The 15011-nt window shown below is 56.1% G+C and carries 15 protein-coding genes; 10 read left to right on the top strand and 5 right to left on the bottom strand.

Features of this window, described 5'->3' with window-relative positions; genetic code table 11:
* Positions 1-11: 11 nt before the first annotated feature.
* Positions 12-677, bottom strand: coding sequence for a RadC family protein (gene radC / locus HMPREF3178_RS07050; protein ID WP_004106905.1), 666 nt, complete (start codon positions 675-677; stop codon positions 12-14).
* 175 nt (positions 678-852) lie between these two features.
* On the opposite strand from radC, the gene coaBC reads away from it, so the two are divergent.
* From coaBC to HMPREF3178_RS07030, 4 genes are all read left to right on the top strand, one after another.
* Positions 853-2064 carry a bifunctional phosphopantothenoylcysteine decarboxylase/phosphopantothenate--cysteine ligase CoaBC gene (coaBC, locus tag HMPREF3178_RS07045; RefSeq protein WP_029496766.1) on the top strand — a complete coding sequence of 404 codons (1212 nt, stop codon included), beginning with the start codon at positions 853-855 and terminating at the stop codon, positions 2062-2064.
* Positions 2042-2500, top strand: coding sequence for a dUTP diphosphatase (gene dut / locus HMPREF3178_RS07040; RefSeq protein WP_004116446.1), 459 nt, complete (start codon positions 2042-2044; stop codon positions 2498-2500). The genes coaBC and dut overlap by 23 nt, the downstream gene beginning before the upstream one ends.
* Positions 2501-2676: 176 nt before the next feature.
* Entirely contained in the window at positions 2677-3273 is a 597-nt protein-coding gene (slmA, locus tag HMPREF3178_RS07035; RefSeq protein ID WP_004106912.1) for a nucleoid occlusion factor SlmA, read from the top strand.
* Positions 3274-3433: 160 nt separating this feature from the next.
* Complete coding sequence (locus tag HMPREF3178_RS07030) at positions 3434-4450, top strand: SMP-30/gluconolactonase/LRE family protein (RefSeq protein ID WP_017145237.1); 1017 nt, start codon at positions 3434-3436, stop codon at positions 4448-4450.
* Positions 4451-4487: 37 nt separating this feature from the next.
* Here the strand turns inward: HMPREF3178_RS07030 and pyrE are convergent, their stop codons facing one another.
* Positions 4488-5129, bottom strand: coding sequence for an orotate phosphoribosyltransferase (gene pyrE, locus HMPREF3178_RS07025; protein ID WP_004106918.1), 642 nt, complete (start codon positions 5127-5129; stop codon positions 4488-4490).
* A gap of 65 nt (positions 5130-5194) precedes the next feature.
* Positions 5195-5911 (bottom strand): ribonuclease PH, encoded by a 717-nt coding sequence (gene rph / locus HMPREF3178_RS07020; RefSeq protein ID WP_004106921.1) that lies wholly within the window; start codon positions 5909-5911, stop codon positions 5195-5197.
* 123 nt (positions 5912-6034) lie between these two features.
* Here rph and HMPREF3178_RS07015 point away from each other — a divergent pair, with 123 nt between their 5' ends.
* A complete protein-coding gene (locus HMPREF3178_RS07015; RefSeq protein ID WP_004106922.1) occupies positions 6035-6898 on the top strand; it encodes a YicC/YloC family endoribonuclease in 864 nt (287 codons plus the stop codon).
* Between the two features lie 73 nt (positions 6899-6971).
* Here the strand turns inward: HMPREF3178_RS07015 and HMPREF3178_RS07010 are convergent, their stop codons facing one another.
* Entirely contained in the window at positions 6972-8231 is a 1260-nt protein-coding gene (locus HMPREF3178_RS07010) for a chloride channel protein (protein ID WP_017145236.1), read from the bottom strand.
* A 275-nt stretch (positions 8232-8506) separates the two neighbouring features.
* On the opposite strand from HMPREF3178_RS07010, the gene HMPREF3178_RS07005 reads away from it, so the two are divergent.
* A complete protein-coding gene (locus HMPREF3178_RS07005) occupies positions 8507-9124 on the top strand; it encodes a trimeric intracellular cation channel family protein (RefSeq protein ID WP_004106924.1) in 618 nt (205 codons plus the stop codon).
* Positions 9125-9129: 5 nt separating this feature from the next.
* On the opposite strand, the gene ligB is transcribed toward HMPREF3178_RS07005, so the two are convergent.
* Positions 9130-10806, bottom strand: coding sequence for an NAD-dependent DNA ligase LigB (gene ligB, locus HMPREF3178_RS07000; protein WP_017145235.1), 1677 nt, complete (start codon positions 10804-10806; stop codon positions 9130-9132).
* Positions 10807-11063: 257 nt separating this feature from the next.
* Here ligB and gmk point away from each other — a divergent pair, with 257 nt between their 5' ends.
* From gmk to trmH, 4 genes are all read left to right on the top strand, one after another.
* Positions 11064-11687: a guanylate kinase gene (gene gmk / locus HMPREF3178_RS06990; RefSeq protein WP_004106926.1), complete on the top strand. Its 624-nt coding sequence runs from the start codon at positions 11064-11066 to the stop codon at positions 11685-11687.
* 54 nt (positions 11688-11741) lie between these two features.
* Positions 11742-12017 carry a DNA-directed RNA polymerase subunit omega gene (rpoZ, locus tag HMPREF3178_RS06985; protein WP_004106927.1) on the top strand — a complete coding sequence of 92 codons (276 nt, stop codon included), beginning with the start codon at positions 11742-11744 and terminating at the stop codon, positions 12015-12017.
* Between the two features lie 18 nt (positions 12018-12035).
* A complete protein-coding gene (gene spoT, locus HMPREF3178_RS06980; RefSeq protein WP_004106928.1) occupies positions 12036-14156 on the top strand; it encodes a bifunctional GTP diphosphokinase/guanosine-3',5'-bis pyrophosphate 3'-pyrophosphohydrolase in 2121 nt (706 codons plus the stop codon).
* Positions 14157-14319: 163 nt separating this feature from the next.
* Entirely contained in the window at positions 14320-15009 is a 690-nt protein-coding gene (trmH, locus tag HMPREF3178_RS06975) for a tRNA (guanosine(18)-2'-O)-methyltransferase TrmH (RefSeq protein ID WP_004106929.1), read from the top strand.
* Positions 15010-15011: the final 2 nt, after the last annotated feature.

The raw sequence follows: 15011 nt of genomic DNA, 5'->3' as shown, positions 1-15011 counted from the left end.
CATGATCGGGGCTAAATCCAGCCGCGTTCAGCAAAAGATACGTACGCTCCGCGGCCGATAACAAGGTGATCGAGCACACGTATATCCATGAATCGACAACATTTTATCACTCTTTCGGTAATCAATCTGTCGGCCTTACTCGGCTCAGGACTTCCGGATGGATGATTATGTGCCAGGATCACCGCGGCGGCGTTCACTTTGATGGCTTCGCGTACGATTTCTCGCGGATGCACCTCAACGTGGCTAAGAGTACCAGAAAAAAGTCGGCTATGTTTCAATACCCGGTTCTGATTGTCTAAAAAGATCACCATGAAGATCTCGCGCTCTTCGTCGGCCAGCTGGCTTTGCAGAAACTCCCGCGTCATCGACGGGGTGACCAATGAGGGCTCTTCCGTCATCCGCAGGCTGAAATAGCGTCGCGCCAGTTCAGCAATCCCTTTTAGCTGCGCATATTTCGCCAGACCAATGCCTTCAATCTCAGCGAACTGTGACTCTTCCGCCGAAAGCAGGCCGTACAGCGAGCCAAATCGCTGCAGCAGCTCTCGCGAAAATGTCATCACGTCCTGCGTGCGCGTACCAGTACGTAAAAACAGCGCTAACAGCTCGATATCCGATAAAACTTCGATACCGTAACGCTGCATCTTTTCCCTCGGCATGAGGGTTTCCTGTATCTCCATCGCGGCCTCTCCTTCCCACTCCCCGCTATCCTGACACAGCCTTTTTGCGCCGCCGACAGGCAAGTTTTATCCCTGCGTAGCGCCTCGCAAAGTGGATCGCCACCAGGCACACGATGCCGTGAGGATTGTGATAAGATGCGCGAATTCTGGTGTACCGCAACAGGAAAAAATCATGATGAGTCTGGCTGGTAAAAAGATCGTTCTCGGCGTGAGCGGCGGCATTGCTGCCTATAAAACGCCGGAACTGGTGCGCCGCCTGCGCGACCGCGGTGCGGATGTCCGCGTCGCCATGACGGAAGCCGCTAAAGCCTTCATTACGCCATTAAGTTTACAGGCGGTATCGGGTTATCCGGTTTCCGACAGCCTGCTCGACCCGGCCGCCGAAGCCGCAATGGGCCACATTGAGCTGGGGAAATGGGCCGATCTGGTTATTCTCGCTCCGGCGACCGCCGATTTAATCGCCCGAGTCGCGGCAGGCATGGCTAACGATCTCGTCTCGACGATTTGCCTGGCGACGCCGTCGCCCGTCGCGGTCGTGCCCGCCATGAATCAGCAAATGTATCGCGCCGCCGCCACCCAGCATAATCTTGAGGTGATTGCCTCGCGCGGTTTGCTGGTCTGGGGCCCGGACAGCGGCAGCCAGGCCTGCGGCGATGTTGGGCCGGGGCGGATGCTGGACCCGCTGACCATTGTGGATATGGCCGCGCAGCACTTCTCTCCTGTCAAAGATTTGCAACATCTCAACATCATGATTACCGCGGGCCCAACCCGCGAGCCGTTGGATCCGGTGCGTTATATCACTAACCACAGTTCTGGTAAGATGGGCTTCGCGATTGCCGCCGCCGCCGCGCGTCGCGGGGCAAACGTCACGCTGGTAAGCGGCCCGGTTTCTCTACCTACGCCGCCGTTTGTACAAAGAATTGATGTCACCACGGCGCTGGAAATGGAAGCCGTGGTGCAAAACGGCGCCTCACGGCAGCATATTTTTATTGGCTGCGCGGCGGTCGCCGACTACCGTGCGGTCACCATTGCCAAAGAAAAAATCAAAAAACAAGGTGATGAACTCACCCTGAAAATGGTTAAAAATCCGGATATCGTCGCAGGGGTCGCCGCGCTTAAGGCCAACCGCCCTTACGTCGTTGGGTTTGCCGCCGAAACGAATAATGTGGAAGAATACGCACGGCAAAAGCAAGCCCGCAAAAATCTTGATCTGATCTGCGCTAATGATGTTTCACAGCCAAATCAGGGATTTAACAGCGACAGCAATGCATTACACCTTTTCTGGCAGGAGGGAGATAAGCGCTTACCACTTGAGCGCAAGGAACTCCTGGGCCAATTATTACTCGACGAGATCGTGACCCGTTATGATGAAAAAAATCGACGTTAAGATTCTGGACCCGCGCGTTGGTCAGCAATTTCCGCTGCCGACCTATGCCACCTCCGGTTCCGCCGGACTTGACCTGCGAGCCTGTCTCGATGACGCCGTAGAGCTGGCGCCTGGCGCTACGCTCCTCGTGCCAACTGGCCTGGCGATTCATATTGCCGATCCGTCTCTGGCAGCAGTGATTCTCCCGCGCTCCGGGCTGGGTCATAAACACGGCGTCGTCCTGGGTAACCTGGTCGGCCTGATTGATTCCGACTATCAGGGTCAGCTGATGGTTTCCGTCTGGAACCGCGGTCAGCAGAGCTTCACCATCGAACCCGGCGAGCGTCTCGCGCAAATGGTGTTCGTGCCCGTTGTACAGGCGGAATTTAACCTGGTGGAAGAGTTTGACACCACCGATCGCGGCGAAGGCGGCTTCGGTCACTCAGGGCGTAAATAAGCCCGGCAATAGACAAAAATCTTCGGGGCGTCGCCGATAAACGGGCAGTCCCAAAGATGAAGTGGAACCTGCATCGCAAAGCGCACTAATGCAATAACATCACCGCAGGCAACAGCTTGCGGTCGCTTTGTGGATGCCTGCCTGACAAGTGCTTTTTTTCAGGGGTATTTTAAAACATGGCAGAAAAACAAACTGCGAAAAGGAATCGTCGCGAAGAAATACTTCAATCTCTGGCGCTAATGCTCGAATCCAGCGACGGGAGTCAGCGTATCACCACGGCGAAGCTGGCGGCCTCCGTTGGCGTATCCGAAGCGGCTCTGTATCGGCATTTCCCGAGCAAGACCCGCATGTTTGATAGCCTGATTGAGTTTATCGAAGACAGCCTGATTACGCGCATCAATTTGATTTTAAAAGATGAAAAAGACACCACCGCGCGCCTGCGTCTGATTGTGTTGTTGATTCTGGGGTTTGGCGAGCGTAATCCTGGGCTGACAAGAATTCTGACCGGCCACGCGCTGATGTTTGAACAGGACCGGCTTCAGGATCGCATAAACCAGCTTTTCGAGCGTATTGAAGTCCAGCTGCGTCAGGTGATGCGTGAAAAGAAAATGCGTGAAGGTGAAGGCTACTCCGTCGATGAAGCCCTGCTGGCCAGCCAGCTGTTGGCATTCTGCGAAGGGATGCTGTCGCGCTTTGTGCGCAGCGAGTTTAAATATCGCCCGACGGACGATTTTGACGCCCGCTGGCCGCTGGTCGCCGCCCAGCTGAAGTAACCCTCTCCTGTCTCTATGCAGCCCGAAAGGCTGCATCTCTCTTTTTTGATTATTCTGGCATAACGCCCAGAACAATTCGTAGAACTGCCAGATGTTTTCGGCTCTCGCTCTCTCATACCATCCTTTGATTGTATCTTTGCAATGGATAAGGAGAGGGCTGATGGCGACATCACGACGGGAATTGCTCAAACTGGGCGGTCTGGCAACCGCATCACTCGTGCTTAGTCAAAAAAGCTTCGCGGCCTGGGCGCCATCTGCACGTTATCCCGATCCGCGTATTATGGCGGTGGATGATAGCTTTCGCCGCTATATGCTTGCCAGCGCAAAAGTGGAGCAGATCGCCACCGGCTTTCGTTGGGCGGAAGGGCCGGTATGGTTTGGCGATACGCGCATGCTGCTCTGGAGCGATATTCCTGACAACGTCATTATGCGCTGGGATGAGGCCACCGGCGCTACCAGCGTATTTCGCCAACCGGCAAACTACGCGAACGGCCACGCCCGCGATCGGCAGGGACGGCTCATCAGCTGCGAACACGATACTCGACGAATTACCCGCACTGAATATGACGGTAGCATCACCGTACTGGCGGATAACTTCGAAGGCAAACCGCTGAACTCGCCAAACGACATCGTCGTGAGGTCAGACGGCAGCATCTGGTTCACCGATCCGCCTTTCGGTATCAGCGGATTCTATGAAGGGCATAAGGCCACGCCGCAGCTGCCGCAAAACGTTTATCGACTGGACCCGGAGAGCCGTAAACTGAGCGTCGTGCTGGGCGACGTCAAGGGGCCAAACGGCCTCTGTTTTTCCGCCGATGAAAAAACGCTCTACGTGGTGGAAAGCCGCGCTACCCCAAACCGGCTTATCCTGGCGTGGGATGTTGTCGATAACACATTGAAAAACAAAAGAGTGCATATTGACTGCGATAACGGAACCGCTGACGGCATCGCCTGCGACATGGACGGGAACCTGTGGTGCGGGTGGGGTACGGGCAGCGAAGAGCTGGACGGCGTCCGCGTCTTCAATCCGCAGGGGAAAAACATCGGTATTATTCAGTTACCGGAACGCTGCGCCAACCTGTGCTTCGGCGGTGAACAGCGCAACCGCCTGTTTATGGCATCCAGCACGTCCATCTATTCGCTCTACGTCAATGCGCAAGGCGCAAAGCTGGTCTGAAAATATGCCCGGCGGACGTTGCCGGCCGGGCTGATATTTACACCCCGTACGCTTCGCGATAGGCGCGAACGGCTGCCAGATGTTCAGCCATTTCCGGCTTCTCTTCCAGATAGCTGATCAGGTCTTTCAGCGTCACGATGGAAATCACTTTACAGCTGTAGTCGCGCTCAACTTCCTGAATCGCTGAGATTTCACCGCGTCCGCGTTCCTGACGATCCAGAGAGATCAGTACGCCGGCTAACTCGGCGCCGTTGGCCTGAATAATTTCCATCGATTCCCGAATCGCGGTGCCTGCGGTGATAACATCATCTACCAGCATCACGCGGCCCTGCAGCGCGCTCCCCACCAGATTTCCACCTTCGCCGTGGGTCTTTGCCTCTTTGCGGTTAAAGCAGTAAGGCAGATCGCGGTCATGATGTTCCGCCAGCGCGACCGCCGTGGTAGTGGCGATAGGGATGCCTTTGTAGGCCGGGCCAAACAGCAGGTCAAAATCAATCCCGGAATCCACCAGCGCTTCGGCATAAAAACGGCCTAACAGTGCCAGATCGCGCCCGGTATTAAACAGGCCGGCGTTGAAGAAATAGGGACTCTTGCGCCCGGATTTCAGCGTAAACTCGCCAAACTTAAGTACCTGCTTGTTAAGCGCAAACTCAATAAACTGGCGCTGATACGGTTTCATGGATTCGCTCCTCATCTTACTTTTCTACGGACAAAAAAAAGGCGACTTCTCAGTCGCCTTAAAAACTAGTTTTGCAACGCCGCCTTCTGCGTCGTGACAATGGATTCGATGCCCCCTCGGGCCAATGCCAGCAGGGTAAGGAGCTCTTCATGGGTGAACGGTTCGCCTTCTGCCGTACCCTGCACCTCAATGATGCGACCATCTTCGGTCATCACCACGTTCATATCGGTTTCCGCCGCGGAATCCTCAACGTATTCCAGATCGCAAATCGCTTCGCCATTCACGATCCCTACGGAGACTGCCGCCACCATTCCTTTCATCGGGTTAGTTTTCAGCTTACCGGCCGCAACCAGCTTATTCAGCGCATCCGCCAGCGCCACGCAGGCTCCGGTAATCGATGCAGTACGGGTGCCGCCGTCGGCCTGCAGCACGTCGCAGTCCAGAGTAATGGTGAATTCGCCCAGCGCTTTCAGGTCAACTGCCGCGCGCAGCGCACGCGCGATCAGGCGCTGGATTTCCATGGTGCGGCCGCCCTGTTTACCTTTGGCGGCTTCACGCGCGTTACGCGTGTGGGTAGAACGCGGCAGCATGCCGTATTCGGCAGTGATCCATCCCTGCCCCTGGCCTTTCAGAAAGCGCGGCACGCCTTCATCAATAGAAGCGGTGCACAATACTTTCGTGTCACCAAATTCGACCAGCACGGAGCCTTCTGCGTGTTTTGTGTAGTTACGGGTCAGGGTTACTGGACGCACTTGATTAGCGCTACGGCCTGCTGGACGCATGATGTTCTCCGGCTTGAAACGAATGTGGCTGCGCATTATACGGATAATGCGCGCTTATTCCTATCCTGATAAGGTCGCGAAAGCTATAATCCACCCCACTCTCCTTTAAAAACAGGAACGTCTATGATCCGCAGTATGACCGCCTACGCCCGGCGTGAAATCAAGGGTGAATGGGGTAGCGCCGCGTGGGAACTGCGCTCGGTAAACCAACGATATCTGGAAACTTACTTCCGCCTGCCGGAGCAGTTCCGTAGCCTGGAGCCCGTGGTGCGTGAACGTATTCGCTCCCGTCTGACCCGCGGTAAAGTCGAATGCACCCTGCGTTTTGAGCAGGACCCGAGCGCACAGGGCGAGCTGATTCTCAACGAAAAGCTGGCAAAGCAGCTGGTTAATGCCGCCAACTGGGTAAAAATGCAGAGCGACGAGGGCGAAATTAATCCGGTGGATATTCTGCGCTGGCCCGGCGTAATGTCGGCTCATGAGCAGGATCTGGACGCCATTGCCGCCGAAATCCTGGGCGCGTTGAACGGCGCGCTGGACGACTTTATCGTCGCCCGTGAAACCGAAGGCCAGGCGTTGAAAGCGCTTATTGAGCAGCGCCTGGACGGGGTCACCGCCGAAGTGGCTAAAGTACGCGCCCATATGCCGGAAATTTTACAGTGGCAGCGCGAGCGTCTGGTTTCCAAACTGGAAGACGCCGAAGTGCAGCTGGAAAATAACCGCCTTGAGCAGGAGCTGGTGCTGATGGCGCAGCGTATTGACGTTGCCGAGGAGCTGGATCGCCTGGAAGCGCATGTGAAAGAGACGTGGAATATCCTGAAGAAGAAAGAAGCGGTCGGTCGCCGCCTCGACTTTATGATGCAGGAGTTCAACCGCGAGTCGAACACGCTGGCGTCTAAATCGATTAATGCCGAAGTGACGAACTCCGCCATTGAACTGAAAGTGCTAATCGAACAAATGCGCGAGCAGATCCAAAACATCGAGTAACGATGACTCGCCCCGCAAATCGTTTTTGAACAAAAGGTCATGGTAAATCATGGCCTTTTATTTTCGCTGCGTTTCAGAAGGAATCGTTCTTATCCAATATCCGGCAGGTTAAAAATGCCCCTGCCGCGCACAGCAGCGTGGGGGCCAGATAGCTGTGATCCATATGGGTGAATTCCATCACCAGCGCCACCGCCGTTATCGGCATCTGCATGGATGCGGCAAGAAACGCCGCCGCGCCAACCAGCGCAAAACTGCCGTAATCTCCGCCGGGAAGCAGCTGTTGCCAGAGCATACACAGCAGCAGGCTGGCCAAGCCGCCTACCGCCAGCCCCGGCGTCAGCAGGCCGCCTTCCGCACCGCCGCGCAGCACCGCCAGAATCACCACCATCTTCAGCACCAGCAGCATCGCCGCCCCGGGGAAACCCAGTTCATCGCTGAGAGCCAGCTGCATAGGTCCTTTACCGTTTCCCGGAAGCTGGGGGAAATAGAGGCTGAGGGCGGCAAGCAGAGAAAACGCCAGCAGACAGAAAACCGGCATCTGCCAGTTGCTTTGGACGTGCGAACGAGCGGTACTGGTCGCTTTGCGAAAGAGCCAGGCCCCGGCGCCGAGAATGGGGCCAGAGATAATCGCCCACCAGAGAAATGAATGCGGCAGGATGTCGGAAGTAAAATGGTATTGCGACTCATCGCCTAAGCCGAGGGTAGCCGTCCACGCGGCAATCGCCGATGTGATGATAGCCGCCAGCGTTTTTTCCCAGCTAAACGACAGCAGCATCACCTCAAGGCTGAATAACGCGCCGGCCAGCGGGACGTTATACACCGCCGCCAGACCCGCACCTGCGCCGCAGGCAATCAGCGTTCGGCTTTCATCTTCCGGCAGACCCAGCTTACGCGCCACCATCCCTGCCCCCAGCGCGCCCATTTCCCGCGGCGCGACTTCGCGACCAAGAGGTGAGCCCAGCGCCACGGTGACGATCTGCAACAGGGCATGAATCGTGGTGGTACCCGCAGGCATTGGCACGGAAGGATTGGCCACCGCTGACGCAATTGAAACCCGCTTCTGCCCATATCGCCCAAGCAGCCACCAGCCGAACCCGGCGACTGCACCGCCAGCGACGATTGCCATGATCCGACGCGGCCAGGAGGAATCCGTGACGCCCTGTAAAAATGACTCTGAGCCAACGAGCTGGCCGTGGCTGTAGCCAAACGCCAGGTGCTGAATCGCGTGTAAAATCAGCGCCAGAACCATGCCTGACAGGCCAGCCAGTATCCCCGTCAGCACAACGGCAAGCAGGCGGATGAGATAGTTTTTATTGTCAGCGGCGGCAGTCATTTTCTCAGACCTTGAAGGGGGAAACTAAAAGGATAAAAGCCCAGAGTTAAACATTAAGTATTCATACCGCTTTCAATATCGATGCGCATAGAGGGCTTAGCCATTATTTTTTCTAATCAATGGATGAAGAAACAGCAATTAAATAACCATTAAATAAAGCCAATATAAGCACATCTCGCATTAGTTTAATCTGGTTAAATGCGAATGCTTTAGAAAATCTCAGTCGTGATACTGAGCACAAATCGTTAACCTTCCGCCATCATCGTGGGGGATTTATGCTGCTTCATATTCTTTATCTGATTGGGATCACGGCGGAAGCCATGACCGGCGCGCTGGCTGCCGGGCGCCGCCGTATGGATACGTTTGGCGTGATTATCATTGCGACAGCGACCGCCCTCGGAGGCGGTTCGGTGCGCGATATTCTGCTTGGTCACTATCCGCTTGGCTGGGTACAACACCCCGAGTACGTCATTATTGTTGCCGTTGCTGCGGTCCTCACCACGATTGCCGCGCCGGTCATGCCGCACCTGCGCCGTCTGTTTCTGGTACTTGATGCGCTCGGCCTGGTGGTGTTCTCAATTATTGGCGCCCAGATCGCGCTGGATATGGGCCAAGGCCCGGTAATCGCCTCCATTGCCGCGGTCATCACCGGCGTTTTTGGCGGCGTGCTGCGTGATATGTTCTGCAAGCGTATCCCGCTGGTGTTCCAGAAAGAGCTGTACGCCGGAGTATCGTTCGCCGCCGCGATTTTATATATCGCGCTTCAGCATTACGTCAGCAGTCACGATGTAGTCGTCATTTCCACCCTGCTGTTCGGCTTTACTGCTCGTATGCTGGCGCTGCGCTGGAAGCTGGGCCTGCCGGTATTTAACTACAACCACAGCGCGCATTAATACTTTCAGAACCCCGGAATGCGTTGCCCGCTCAGCCACTTCGCCAGCGCGGCAACATCCGGGTGATGTAAGAACGTCACCAACTGCCGCGCCCTTTCAGCCCCGACGCCCGGCAGCCGTTGCCACTGCTCTTCGTTTCGATCCTGCATCTGCCGCCAGCTGTCCTCCTCCAGTCTGACAAAAGCCGTCTTCGGTATGGGCACTCCCATCGCCTGGATCCAGCGTAGAAAAGGCCGTTCGCGCGCAAGATTGAACTGATGCCACAGCCGCTGCCCGCGCTGCGCGGAGATACCTGGTATGGCTTGCAGCTGTTCCGGCGTAAAAGCCAGCCATGAAAAGAGATGCTCCATGCCGCGGGCATCGTGCAGTGTCCGCCACAGCGTCTCTCCCGCGCCGTCAATGTTGAGAATCGAGCGGGATGAGAGCCAGACCAGCCGCGAGAGAAACTGCTCCGCGCACTCTGGCGTGGCGAAATAGCAGGTTAAGGCATTGTACCGTGCTGCCGGCGGCTGGGGTTTATTACGCTGCGCCGTGCGCCAGACGACCGAATCGATGCGCGGAATTCCCTGCCCGGCAAGGCTGATTTGCAGCTGATCGCCAATACCGATATCCAGAGTGGACCAGCGGGATACCGAGCCGACGTTCACCCGCTGCACGCGCTTATCGTCCAGCAGCTGCGGCTCCAGATGCGCCACCACCGCTATTTTACCGCTACGCCCGATGCTGAAGCTGATACCGCGAACCTCCATAACCCGTGAGGCAGGAGGATATTTCCAGGCGATAACCCAATCACCCTGTCCCGGTACCCAGAAGCGCCCGGCTGACTCTTTTCCCCGCCGCACCACTACGCCATCGCTGGCAAAAGGCAGTGGCGAAGTAAACCAACGCTGGCGCCACTGTTCCACCTGCTGCGCATTCGCGACAGGATGCGAAAAGCGCGCGCTGTAAACAAAGCCGCCCTGCCGCAGCAGCGTCAGCCGCTGTTGCATATCCTGCGGACCATCGGGCCATGCCCAGATAAAGATGCCCAGTTGATTAAGTTCCGCCGCAGCCTGCTGGCGCATCATCATGCCGGCCACCTTTGCGCGCGCGTTCATGCCCCCCATCTGCTTTTGCACATGCCCCGCGCGAAGCAGGAACAGTTCTCCCTGCAGAACGCTATTGGCCAGTGCACCGTCAGAGACTTTAGGCACGGAGGGGATCTGTAAAACCCTGGCCGTCCAGTCTTCTCCGGCCAGACCATTCCCCCGGCTTATTGCCTGCACCAGGCGCCCCTGTCGATAGACCAGAGTCACTGCGACGCCATCGACTTTAGGCTGTACCCACAAGCCGGATTGACCGCGCATCCAGCGCGCCACCGCAGCGCGGTCCGGCAGTTTACGCACGCCGGTGTGCGCGACCGGATGCCTGACATCCCCCCTCAGCAGCGGAAGAGCATCGTGAGCGGGAGCCTCGCCGGTGAAGCAGCGCCGCCAGAACGCCAGCCGCTCCGCCAGCTGGTCATAGACTTCATCGCTTACCGCACTGTTCCCCTGCTGCCAGTAGGCGTTTTTCCATTCCGTTATCTGCTGGCTGAGGCGTTCCATTTCCTGTTCGGCCCTCGCCTGCGGCCACGCGGGGCAGGCTGCCTGCGCGTATCCCACCAGCATCCACAACACCAGCGCCTGGATTCCCTTTTGCATCGCGATGCCCTCCTGTTTATTCGCCGGGAATTGTGCCGCAGGCGTATTTTCATCGGCGATAGGGGATTGTTAAGGCTGCGAGCAGACGTCCAGGTTTTCTATGTTGTTTCTGCAATGCCCGGAGAAATCAGGGAAACGGCAAGCAAAATGAAAGAAAAAATGCAAAAAGTGTGACAGGGACTGCGTCACGCAGCGGCGGCGTGTATAATAGGCTCGTATGTAAGCTCTATTTCGACCATCACATACAAAAGACACTCATGGCTCAAGGCACGCTTTATATTGTTTCCGCCCCTAGCGGCGCGGGTAAATCCAGCCTGATTCAGGCTTTATTAAAAACCCAACCGTTGTACGACTCTCAGGTTTCTGTTTCGCATACCACACGCGCTCCGCGCCCGGGTGAAGTGCACGGTGAACACTATTTCTTTGTCAATCACGACGAATTCAGGACGATGATTGGCGAAGACGCTTTTCTTGAACATGCAGAAGTCTTTGGCAACTATTACGGCACCTCGCGCGAAGCTATCGAGCAGGTACTGGCGACCGGCGTCGACGTCTTCCTTGATATCGACTGGCAGGGCGCACAGCAAATCCGCAACAGAATGCCCGGCGCACGCAGCATTTTTATTCTGCCGCCGTCAAAAGATGAGCTTGATCGTCGCCTGCGCGGCCGCGGTCAGGATAGCGAAGAGGTTATCGCGAAACGTATGGCACAGGCAGTTGCAGAAATGAGCCATTACGCGGAATATGATTACCTGATTGTGAATGATGATTTTGATACCGCGCTGAGCGATCTGAAAATTATTATTCGCGCCGAACGTCTGCGCATGAGCCGCCAAAAGCAGCGACATGGCGCTTTAATCACCAAACTGTTGGCAGACTGAACCCACATTCAGTATCATGCCCAGTCATTTCTTCACCTGTGGAGCATTTTAAGTATGGCACGCGTAACTGTTCAGGACGCTGTAGAGAAAATTGGTAACCGTTTTGACCTGGTACTGGTCGCCGCGCGTCGCGCTCGTCAGATGCAGGTAGGCGGAAAGGATCCGCTGGTACCGGAAGAAAACGATAAAACTACCGTTATCGCACTGCGCGAAATCGAAGAAGGTCTGATCAACAACAAGATCCTCGACGTTCGCGAGCGCCAGGAACAGCAAGAGCAGGAAGCCGCTGAATTACAAGCCGTTACCGCTATTGCTGAAGGTCGTCGTTAATCACACAGCGGGTCGCCCTTGTATCTGTTTGAAAGCCTGAATCAGCTGATTCAAAACTACCTGCCCGAAGAGCAAATCAAACGCCTTCGGCAGGCTTATCTCGTTGCACGTGACGCTCACGAGGGCCAGACACGTTCAAGCGGTGAACCCTATATCACGCACCCGGTAGCGGTAGCCTGTATCCTGGCCGAGATGAAGCTCGACCATGAAACGCTGATGGCTGCCCTGCTGCACGACGTGATAGAAGATACCCCCGCCACCTATCAGGATATGGAGCAGCTTTTTGGCAAAAGTGTTGCAGAACTGGTAGAGGGGGTGTCAAAACTTGATAAGCTAAAGTTTCGCGACAAGAAAGAGGCTCAGGCCGAAAACTTTCGCAAAATGATTATGGCGATGGTGCAGGATATTCGCGTCATCCTTATCAAGCTTGCTGACCGCACCCACAACATGCGCACGCTGGGCTCATTGCGCCCGGATAAGCGCCGCCGCATCGCCCGCGAAACGCTGGAAATCTACAGCCCTCTGGCGCACCGTTTAGGTATTCATCACATCAAAACCGAGCTCGAAGAGCTGGGCTTTGAGGCGCTGTATCCTAACCGCTACCGCGTTATTAAAGAGGTAGTTAAAGCGGCGCGCGGCAACCGTAAAGAGATGATTCAAAAAATCCTCTCCGAAATCGAAGGGCGTTTGCAGGAAGCGGGAATACCCTGTCGCGTTAGCGGTCGCGAAAAGCATTTGTACTCCATCTACTGCAAGATGGTGCTCAAAGAGCAGCGTTTTCACTCGATTATGGATATCTACGCCTTCCGCGTGATTGTCCATGATTCTGACACCTGCTATCGCGTGCTAGGCCAGATGCACAGCCTTTACAAGCCGCGTCCAGGCCGCGTCAAAGACTACATTGCCATTCCAAAGGCGAACGGCTATCAATCTTTGCACACCTCGATGATCGGCCCGCACGGCGTCCCGGTTGAGGTACAAATTCGTACCGAAGACATGGACCAGATGGCGGAAATGGGGGTTGCGGCGCACTGGGCTTATAAAGAGCACGGCGGCGAAAGCAGTACCACGGCGCAAATCCGCGCTCAGCGCTGGATGCAGAGCCTGCTGGAGCTCCAGCAGAGCGCCGGTAGCTCATTTGAATTTATTGAGAGCGTGAAATCCGATCTGTTCCCGGATGAGATTTACGTTTTCACCCCGGAAGGGCGCATCGTCGAACTGCCCGCTGGCGCGACGCCGGTGGACTTCGCCTACGCGGTGCATACCGATATCGGCCATGCCTGCGTCGGCGCGCGCGTCGACCGCCAGCCATATCCCCTGTCGCAGTCGCTCTCCAGCGGCCAGACGGTGGAGATCATCACCGCGCCGGGCGCTCGTCCGAACGCCGCGTGGCTGAACTTTGTCGTCAGCTCCAAAGCGCGCGCCAAAATTCGCCAACTGCTGAAAAACCTCAAGCGCGACGATTCCGTTAGCCTCGGGCGACGCCTGCTTAATCACGCGCTCGGCGGCAGCCGCAAGCTGGCCGAAATTCCGCCAGAGAACATTCAGCGCGAACTTGACCGTATGAAGCTGGCAACGCTTGACGATCTGCTGGCCGAAATTGGCCTCGGTAACGCCATGAGCGTCGTCGTAGCAAAAAACCTGCAGCAGGGTGAAACCACAGCCGTGCCTGTACAGCCGGCGCCTGTCGGCCATAACCATCTGCCGATTAAAGGCGCGGATGGCGTGCTGATCACCTTTGCCAAGTGCTGCCGTCCGATTCCCGGCGACCCGATTATTGCGCACGTCAGCCCGGGCAAAGGCCTGGTTATTCACCACGAGTCCTGTCGTAACATTCGCGGCTACCAGAAAGAGCCGGAGAAATTTATGGCGGTTGAGTGGGACAAAGAGACGGCGCAGGAATTTATCACCGAAATTAAGGTGGATATGTTCAACCATCAGGGTGCCCTGGCGAATCTTACCGCCGCAATCAACACCGCCTCTTCCAATATTCAAAGCCTGAATACGGAAGAGAAAGATGGCCGCGTTTACAGCGCCTTTATTCGCCTCACCGCGCGCGACCGCGTGCATCTGGCGAATATTATGCGCAAAATTCGCGTCATGCCGGATGTGATAAAAGTCACCCGTAACCGAAATTAGCTCTGACACAAAATCATTCGAATTGCATCAAGGCGGCAAGCGAATGACAAATCTGCCAGGAGCAGATTTGAACGCTGCTTACAGCGGCTCCGTAAGGGGCGAGGCCCAGGGATGGGCCGAGTAATCCGCAGCGATTAAAGAGTCATTCGAAGGATGAAGTGTAATGAATTTACAGCGTTATGCGCGTATCTGCGAGATGCTCGCCAGGCGTCAGCCTGACCTGACGGTCTGCATGGAGCAGGTCCATAAGCCTCATAACGTCTCTGCGATTATTCGTACCGCAGACGCCGTTGGCGTGCATGAAGTGCACGCCATCTGGCCCGGTAGCCGTATGCGTACCATGGCCTCCGCAGCCGCAGGCAGCAATAGCTGGGTGCAGGTGAAAACCCATCGTACTATTGGCGATGCCGTCACGCATTTAAAAGGCCAGGGCATGCAGATTCTGGCAACCCATCTCTCTGATAACGCCGTTGATTTTCGTGAAATCGACTATACCCGCCCCACCTGTATCCTGATGGGCCAGGAGAAAACCGGCATTACTCAGGAAGCGCTGGACCTGGCGGATCAGGACATCATTATTCCGATGATTGGCATGGTGCAGTCGCTGAACGTTTCCGTCGCCTCGGCGCTTATTCTGTATGAAGCCCAGCGCCAACGGCAGAACGCCGGCATGTATCTGCGCGACAACAGCATGCTGCCGAAAGAAGACCAGCAGCGTCTGCTGTTTGAAGGCGGCTATCCGGTGCTGGCGAAGGTCGCAAAACGTAAAGGTCTACCCTACCCCCACGTCAACGAGCTGGGCGAAGTCGAAGCCGATGCCACGTGGTGGGCCACTATGCAGGCTGCAGGATAAAA

It is taken from the genome of Klebsiella sp. HMSC09D12 (genome assembly GCF_001808475.1).
Lineage (GTDB): Bacteria > Pseudomonadota > Gammaproteobacteria > Enterobacterales > Enterobacteriaceae > Klebsiella > Klebsiella oxytoca.
Note: the sequence above shows the minus strand (reverse complement) of the source record. Positions and strands in the feature narration are given on the sequence as shown.

Bases quoted from the DNA above. Each gene is read 5' to 3' on its own strand.
- trmH (WP_004106929.1), top strand. From the start codon at position 14,320: ATGAATTTACAGCGTTATGCGCGTATCTGCGAGATGCTCGCCAGGCGT.
- HMPREF3178_RS07010 (WP_017145236.1), bottom strand. From the start codon at position 8,231: ATGACTGCCGCCGCTGACAATAAAAACTATCTCATCCGCCTGCTTGCC.
- rph (WP_004106921.1), bottom strand. From the start codon at position 5,911: ATGCGTCCAGCAGGCCGTAGCGCTAATCAAGTGCGTCCAGTAACCCTG.
- radC (WP_004106905.1), bottom strand. From the start codon at position 677: ATGGAGATACAGGAAACCCTCATGCCGAGGGAAAAGATGCAGCGTTAC.
- HMPREF3178_RS07030 (WP_017145237.1), top strand. From the start codon at position 3,434: ATGGCGACATCACGACGGGAATTGCTCAAACTGGGCGGTCTGGCAACC.
- coaBC (WP_029496766.1), top strand. From the start codon at position 853: ATGAGTCTGGCTGGTAAAAAGATCGTTCTCGGCGTGAGCGGCGGCATT.
- pyrE (WP_004106918.1), bottom strand. From the start codon at position 5,129: ATGAAACCGTATCAGCGCCAGTTTATTGAGTTTGCGCTTAACAAGCAG.
- rpoZ (WP_004106927.1), top strand. From the start codon at position 11,742: ATGGCACGCGTAACTGTTCAGGACGCTGTAGAGAAAATTGGTAACCGT.
- slmA (WP_004106912.1), top strand. From the start codon at position 2,677: ATGGCAGAAAAACAAACTGCGAAAAGGAATCGTCGCGAAGAAATACTT.
- HMPREF3178_RS07015 (WP_004106922.1), top strand. From the start codon at position 6,035: ATGATCCGCAGTATGACCGCCTACGCCCGGCGTGAAATCAAGGGTGAA.
- dut (WP_004116446.1), top strand. From the start codon at position 2,042: ATGATGAAAAAAATCGACGTTAAGATTCTGGACCCGCGCGTTGGTCAG.
- ligB (WP_017145235.1), bottom strand. From the start codon at position 10,806: ATGCAAAAGGGAATCCAGGCGCTGGTGTTGTGGATGCTGGTGGGATAC.
- gmk (WP_004106926.1), top strand. From the start codon at position 11,064: ATGGCTCAAGGCACGCTTTATATTGTTTCCGCCCCTAGCGGCGCGGGT.
- HMPREF3178_RS07005 (WP_004106924.1), top strand. From the start codon at position 8,507: ATGCTGCTTCATATTCTTTATCTGATTGGGATCACGGCGGAAGCCATG.